Raw genomic sequence first — 8,181 nt, forward strand, 5'->3', positions numbered from 1 at the left:
CCTCAGACGGGGTCGCCTTTACGCTCGGGCATTTGCCTGCCATCAATAATGATTTTGGATTCATTAATGAGCCATTCGATCCAAGTAGTATTCTCGAAGAAGCCGGATTTTCCCTTACGCTCAGCCATTCAGCAGCCCGGCAAACAAACACTGAAGTATTCCAACCGGGTCAGGACCAACCCCATCTTTTCCGAACAAGCTCAGTACAAGCCCTGTTAGCTCAGAAAATAAAAGAAAACATCGAACAAAAAACTTGTGACGTGAAAGTATTGGGGAAGGATGGCCAGCTGCAGTCATGCGGGAAAGTCTACAAGGATACCCTATCGCTGTCATCTCACAAAAGCAAATACCACACCGGGCAAAAATCCTGTGACATAACCATAGTCGTGGACGGCCAGCCGCGGCCATGCGGCGCGGTCTTCAAGCATGCTCAATCTCTGTCGTCTCACAAAAGCAGATTCCATAAGTGGCAGATAACCTGTGATATGACCGTGGTTGGGGAGGATGGCCAGCATCGGCCATGCAAAAAGGTCTGCAAGAGTCCTCATGTCCTGTCGGGTCACAAAAGAAAAGACCATAGCGGGCAACAAACCTGTGACGAGACAGTGGTCGGGGAGGATGGTCAGCCGAAGCCATGCAGGACGTCATGCAGGAATGCTAGTGCTCTGTCGACCCACAAAAGCAAATATCACACCGGGAAACAAACCTGTTACGTAAGCGTGGACGGAGAGAATGGTTTACCGCAGCCATGCAAAAAGATCTACAAGAGTACTAAAGCACTTGCAGATCACAAAAGAAAAGACCACAGTGGACTACAAACTTGCGACCTGGCAGTGATCGGGCAGGATGGCCAGCAACGACCATGCGGCACGGTCTGCAAGAATATCGAAGTTCTGTTGTGTCACAAAAGAAAAGAACACACCGGGCAACAAACCTGTAGCATCATTTTGATCGGGAAGGATGGCCAGCTGCGGCAATGCGGAAAGATCTGCAGGAATACTAAAGCCTTCTCGGATCACAAAAGAATACATCGCAAACGTAAACCTGTTGATGTAAACAAGGACGATGACCCCAATCCATGATCTGACACCCGCCCTTTCATGAGGTTTTATCCGTTGCAACTTTGAGCTTTTAACAGAAGTCATTTGACAGAAGGTCTTTGAGAAAAAACTCGCTTACCTTCTTGATCTATCCTTCCTATCTGTAACTTAAAACGCAAGGGTAGAATGATTAAACACTCAATCTTTGCGACAACGCTGTTGCTGATACTGTTTTTGTCTGTCATCTGCCAAGCGGAACCGTTGACAAGACGCTTCATTGTCGAGCTTCAACAAACGACAGATTCTCCAGCAAACCAGAGTTTTTCTGTAAGGCAGTGTGACCTGCGAACATTTTCAGGCATTGCCGACACAAACAGCTATGCAGGATCAGCTTCACTGCCCGACGGCAAACTACGCAGATCCTACGGTTATGGGGTAAAAACAACCCTTATTGAATCGATTTCATGGCAGTTGCTTTACGTCACTCATCTGCTGGTTGATTACAAACTGATCCTTAGCATCAAAGATACCCCTAAAAGAGCCATCCCTCACCCGTCACCACCTGTAGAAGCGATTATCGTTGTTGGTTGGCTTTTAAAAAGCTACTGGAACCAAGATTTACCGTCGTTGAACCCGGTTGAAAAACAAATTGAACAACAAGAGGCAGCACCCAAGCTGACACAGAAGGGTCAACCATTTGCCATCATTACTATGGGACTTGGCTCTGGACAGAAACAACAAGGCCAGCTTTCAGAATCATCTGACCAGCAAGCCTCGGGGGCAACCATCCAACTTACAGGCATTTTCACCAGCCCCCGGCATTCTGGCTCGGGCGGCGGTAACGGAGACTCTGAACAACACCCACATACTCTGGGTTTAAATTGTTTCGTAAATAGTTGCAATGGCGTTTGTATATTCCGGCACTCTTTAGATTCTGATCGCCATGCATATGACCAAAACAATGCATCCCTCGAAACGGAGTCAACCGGCCTACAAGAAAAAACAATCTCCCTTACTTTTCCCCACTTCCATTCTCAAGCAGGGACTTCAAACACACAACGAACCTGTCCCGCGACAATGATCAGAGAGGATGGTCGGCGGTGGCCATGCGGGAGAATCTGCAAGAGCGCTCAATCCCTGCGGGATCACAGGAGAAGAGACCACAGCGGGCTACAAACCTGTCTTCTGGCAGTGGTCGGTGAGGATGCTCAGCAGCAGACATGCGGGAGAGTCTGCAAGAGTTCTAAAGCCCTGTCGGATCACAAAAGAAAAGACCACAGCGGGATACAAACCTGTAACCTGACAGTGATCGGGAAGGATGGTCTGTCTCGGCCATGCGGGACAGTCTGCAAGAATGCTCAATCCCTGACGGATCACAAAAGAAGATATCACACTGGACAACAAACCTGTCACCTGACAGTGGTCGGGGTGGATAGCCAGCAGCGGCCATGCGGTAAAGTCTGCATGAGTACTAAAGCGCTGTCGGATCACAAAAGAAAAGACCACAGCGGGAAACAAACCTGTCAGGCGACAGTGATCGGGAAGGATGGTCTGTCTCGGCCATGCGGGACTGTCTGCAAGAATGCTCAATCTTTGTCGTCTCACAAAAGCAGAAATCACAACGGGCAAAAAACCTGCAAAACAAGCGTGGCCGGAGAAGATGATCAGCCGAAGCCGTGCGGAAAGATCCTTGATACCAGAAAAACCATGTGGAATGACAAAAGAAAAAATCACTCCGGACAAAAAACCTGTAAAGTGACCGTGGTTGGGGAGGATGGCCTGCAGCGGCCATGCGGAAAGAACTGCATGAATGCTCAAACTCTGTTGATTCACAAAAGAAAAGAGCACAGCAGGCAACAAACCTGTCACATGATAATGGTTAGGGAGGGTAGCCAGCCTAGTCCATGCGGGGTGGTCTTAAAGAATGCTCATTCTATGTCATCTCACAAATGCAAATATCACACCGGACGGGTGATCTGTGACGTGACAGTGGTCGGGGAGGATGGTCAACAACGACCATGTGGAATGGTCTGCAAGAGTAAAAGAATCCTGACAGACCACAGAAGAACACATCTAAAACGCAAGTTTAATGATCTGGACCAGAACAATGTCCCCAGTCCTTGATCTGCCTCTCGTCCTTTCATGAGGAGAACTATCAGGAGATAAAAGTCGTTTAAATGAATACCCCAAGCCATCCATCTTTCCCCGAATGGCACCTGATCGAGCTGTCCTGGCTTAGCAACGGATACAGCTGCGCCTAAATGGTTGTTTAACAAAAAGCACACCTAATTTCCTGATCTATTCTTCTTCCCAGTAAACCAGAATATAAGGATAGAATGATTAAACACTCACTCTCTAAGGCACCACTGTTGCTGCTATTTTTGCTGCTAGTGTTGCTGAAAATGTTGTTGTCTGTCGCCTGTCAGGCTGAACCTTTGACCAGACATTTTATTCTCGATCTTAAACAGAAAGCAGATACTCCAACACACCGGTTTTTTTTTAGAACGCAGCATGATCAGCATACATTTTCAGATATTGCCAACACAAACGGCTTTACAGAATCAGATTCGCCACCTTATATCAAACCACTCAGACTAAGCGGTATACTGAAACAGGGGGATCATTCCTTTGCAGCCATCACCATGATGCTTGGCTCTGGACATGAACAACCACAACTCGAGTCATCAGAATCATCCGGTCACAAAGGCCCGGATGCCACCACTTGCTCCAAAGGCTTTTTCACTGCTTCCTTTTCTGACTCCGGCGGCGGGAACGGAAATCCTGGGCAACACCCACATACTTTGGATTTAAATTGTTTCATAGATACCTGTCGTGGCGTTTGTCAATTCCGACAATCAGTAGATCCTGATAACTGTGTGTATGATCAGAACAATGCGCTTTTAGAAACTGAGTCACCCTATCTTAAAGAAAAGTGGATATCCTTTTCGTTTACCCGACTGTCACCCACGACAGAGACTCCGGAAACACAACATGTCTGTTATTTGACATTGTTCGATAAAGATGGCAAGCCTAAGCCATGCGGAAAAGTTTGCAAAAATTCCAAAGTCCTGTCGACTCACAAAAGAACAATCCACAGCGGGAAAAAAATCTGTGACGAAACAGTGGTCGGGGAGGATGGTCAGCCGCGAACATGCGAAAAAGTCTGCAAAAATAATCAAGCCCTTTACGATCACAGAAGAAATAAACATACCGGGCAACAATCCTGTGACCTGCCAATGGCTGCGGAGGATGGCCAGCCGCGAACGTGCAAAAAAGTCTGTAAAAATACTCAAGCCCTTTACTATCACAAAAGAAAAAAACATACCGGACAACAATCCTGTGATCTGCCAGTGGTTGGGGAGGATGGCCAGTCCCGGCCATGTGGAAAGGTCTTCGAGAATGCCATCACCCTGTCGAGTCACAGAAGAGAAGGACACAGCGGACCACAAACCTGTGACGCACCCCTGGTTGGAGAGGGTGGCCAGCCCCGGCCATGCCGAGTGGTCTGCAAGAATGCTCATGCTCTGTCGACGCACAAAAGTGCTTACCACACCGGACAAAAAACCTGTGAAGTGATAGTGGACAGAGAAGATGGCCAGCAACAGCCATGCGGGACGATTTGGATAAATGCCCGAGCCCTGACGAAACACAAAAGAAGTGTCCACAGCGAGCAACAAACCTGTAAAGTGACCGTGGTCGGGGAGGATGGCCAGTCGCGACCATGCGGAAAGTTCTGCAAGAATGCTAATGCCATATCGGATCACAAAAAAAGACACCGAAAACGCAAACATGAGGAACTGTACCAGAACAACGACCTCAGTCCTTGATCTGATAAGGCCTTCTCATCAGGAGATCTATCTGAAGACAAAAGTCGTTAAAAAATACTCGAAGCCATCCATCTATCCCGGGATAGCTCTTGATCACGCCGTCCGGGGGCTCACCAACGGATACGTCTGCTTCAATGTTTCTTTAACGGAAGGTCGCTCACATAAAACACAGTTATTTTCTTGATCTATCCTTTCACGCGGTAAACCGGAACGTAAGGATATAATGATTAAACACTCACTCTCTATAGCACCGATGTTGTTGCTGCTACTATTGTTGTCTGTTTCCTGTCAGGCCGAGACTTTGACAAGGTGTTTTATTGTCGAGCTTCAACAGAAGACAGATTCTTCAGCAAAACAGAGCTTTTCTATAAAGCGTGACCAGCATACATATTCAGGTATTGCGGACACAAACGGTTATAGAGGATCAGATTCGCCGCCTGATAACAAACCACCCAGAGCCGCCGGTTTCAGGGTAAAAACGCCCCTTATCGAATTGATTTCGTGGCAATGGCTATACTCCACTTATCTGCTGTTTGGTCACGAACTGATCCACACCATCAACACTCCTCTTCTAAGCTCCAATCCATATCCATGGCTACCACTAGAGATGTTGATCACTGTCGGCTGGCTTTTAAAAAACTATTGGAACCCAAACTCACCGTTGTTTAATCTGATTGAGCAACAAATCGAACAGCACGAAGCATCATATATGCTGACACAGGTTGATCACCCGTTTGCCACCATCACCATGATGCATGGCTCTGGGCACGCCCAACAGCAAGGCCAGCTTTTAGAATCATCCGATCAGCAAGGCCCTCAAGCCAACACCCGGTATATAGACTCATTCACTGGCTCACTGTATTCTGACTCTGGCGGCGGTAACAGAAACCCTGGACAACACCGACATACTTTGAGCTTAAATTGTTTCGTAGATACCTGCGCAGGCGTCTGTCAATTCCGACAATCAGCAGATCACGATGCACATGCCCAATACAATGTACTTTTAAAAACAAAGTCATCCGACCTACAAAAAAAAGGAATTTCCTTTACGTTTACCCAGTTACCCTCCGCAGCAGATTCAGAAAGACAATATATTATTTATAAGACAGTAGTCGACATAAATGATCAGCCGAAACAATTCGGGAAAGTCTACACAATTTCCAAAGCCCTGTCGGGTCACAAAAGAAAAGTCCATAGCGGGCAAAAAACCTGTAACGAGACAGTGCTCGGGGAGGATGGTCAGCGACAGCGATGCGGGAAAGTCTGCGAGAGCTCTAAAACTCTTTCAGCTCATAAAAGAAAAGACCACTCCGGGAAACAAACCTGTAACGAGGTAGTAGTCGGGGATAATGGCCAGCCGCAGTCATGCGGGGTGGTCTCCAAGAATGCTCAGGCTCTGTCGTCTCACAAGAACAAATATCACACTGAAAAAAAAACCTGTGACGTGATAGTGGACAGGGAAGATGGTCAACAACAGCCATGCGGAGAGGTCTGCATGACTGCTTACTTTCTGTCAGCTCACAAAAGCAGAGTCCACAGCAACCAAAAAACCTGTGATGTGATAGTTGAGGGAGAGCACGCACAGCGACGTCCATGTGGGATAGTCTGCAAGAATGCTCAAGCCCTTTCGGATCACAAAAGAATGACCCACAGCGGGCCAAGAGCCTGTAATAAGACCGTGGTAGTGGATGGCCATCAGCGGCCATGCGGGACAATTTCGATAAATAATCAAGCCCTGACGGATCACAAAAGAAGTGCTCACGGCAGTCAACAAACCTGTGACGTGTCCGTGGTCGAGCAGGATAGCCAGCAACGCCCATGCGGAAAGGTTTGTAAGAATGCCAGAGCCCTGTGGAGTCACAAAAGAAATGACCATTCAGGCCAAAAAACCTGTGTTGAAACAATCACTGGGGAGGATGGTCAGCTGAGGCCATGCGGGAAGATTTGCAAGAATATCCAATCTCTATCGACTCACAAAAGCCAGTACCACACTGGGCAAAAAACCTGTGAACTGACTGTGGTCGGGGAGAATGGCCATCAGCGTCAATGTGGAACAATTTGGACAAATGCTCTAGCCGTGTCATGTCACAAAAGAAGAGACCACAGCTGGCAGCAAATCTGTAACAAGCCAGTGGTCGGGGAGACTGGCCATCAACGGCCATGTGGAACGATATGGAAAAATGCCCGAGCCCTGTGGGATCACAAAAGAAGAGTGCACAACGGGCAACAAATCTCTGACAAGGCAGTGGCCGGGATGGACGGTTCGGCCCACAAAAGAACACATCGAAAACGCAAGCTTGTTGATCTTGACCAGGACGATGACCTGAGCCCTCAAAAACGTACAGTGAATCAGTAACGATCTGATCCGGTAAATGACTTCGAAAATTTTTTATCAGGAGGTCTTTAATAGTAAAACACGCTTATTTTCTTGATCTATCCTTCCTCTCTGTACACCATAATGCAAGGATAGAATGATTAAACACTCATTCTCTGCGGCACCACTCTACTTACTACTACTGTTGTTGTCTGTCGTCTGTCAGGCCAGACCCTGGACAGGGCGTGGTACTGTCGAGCTTGATCAGAAAGCAGACTTTTCATCAAGCCAGTGCCTTTTTATAAAGCGTGACCAGCGCACATTTTCAGGCATTGTCGACACAAACCGTTATGCAGGATCACATTTTACGCCTGATGGCAAACCACTCAGCCCCTTCGGTTACGGGGTAAAAACGATCTTTATTGAATCAATTTCGTGGCAGTTGCTTTACACCACTCATCTGCTGGTTGGTTACGAACTGATCCTGACCACCAGAACCGCTCCTCTGAAGTCCACCTCTGGTTCATGGCTACCTATAGAAGTGTTTGTCGCTGTCGGTTGGCTCTTAAAAAGTTATTGGAACACCTGTTCACCGCTGCTTAACCCGGTTGAACAACAAGAGGTTTCAGCTGCACTGGCTCGCCAGAGTCAACCGTCTAAGGCAGTCACTATAATGCTGGGCTCTGGAGAAAACCAACAGCCGCACCAGCCATCAGAACCATCCAGCCAGCAAGCTCAGGAAACCACCACCCAGCTTACAGACCCTTTCACTCCCCCCCCGGATTCAGACTCCGGCGGCGGTAACGCTGACCCTGAACAACACCAACATACTTTGGGCTTAAATTGTTTCACCCACCCCTGTCATGGCATTTGTCAGTTTCGAACAATATCCGAAAGCAGTGACCTCGCTGAATGGCAGCAGAACTTCGGACAAAGTTCATGCCCTCATTTGGCCGATGGATATTGCTTTAGTTGCACAGGTCGTTTTGATTCTGAAGAC

The 8,181-nt window shown here is 47.7% G+C and carries 5 protein-coding genes; all 5 read left to right on the plus strand.

From position 1 onward, the window contains the following. On the plus strand, positions 1-1,082 hold a 1,082-nt coding region (locus KDK19_RS00875; RefSeq protein ID WP_257291144.1), incomplete at its 5' end, for a hypothetical protein. 144 nt (positions 1,083-1,226) lie between these two features. Then, a complete protein-coding gene (locus tag KDK19_RS00880) occupies positions 1,227-3,164 on the plus strand; it encodes a hypothetical protein (protein WP_257254039.1) in 1,938 nt (645 codons plus the stop codon). A gap of 212 nt (positions 3,165-3,376) precedes the next feature. Beyond that, positions 3,377-4,867, plus strand: a complete 1,491-nt coding sequence (locus tag KDK19_RS00885; RefSeq protein WP_257254040.1) for a hypothetical protein — start codon at positions 3,377-3,379, stop codon at positions 4,865-4,867. Between the two features lie 223 nt (positions 4,868-5,090). Next, positions 5,091-7,223: a hypothetical protein gene (locus tag KDK19_RS00890; RefSeq protein WP_257291145.1), complete on the plus strand. Its 2,133-nt coding sequence runs from the start codon at positions 5,091-5,093 to the stop codon at positions 7,221-7,223. Between the two features lie 115 nt (positions 7,224-7,338). Then, positions 7,339-8,181 (plus strand): hypothetical protein (locus tag KDK19_RS00895; protein ID WP_257254042.1); only part of this gene is annotated, 843 nt, incomplete at its 3' end.

Source organism: Endozoicomonas sp. ONNA1 (genome assembly GCF_024606325.1).
Lineage (GTDB): Bacteria > Pseudomonadota > Gammaproteobacteria > Pseudomonadales > Endozoicomonadaceae > Endozoicomonas_A.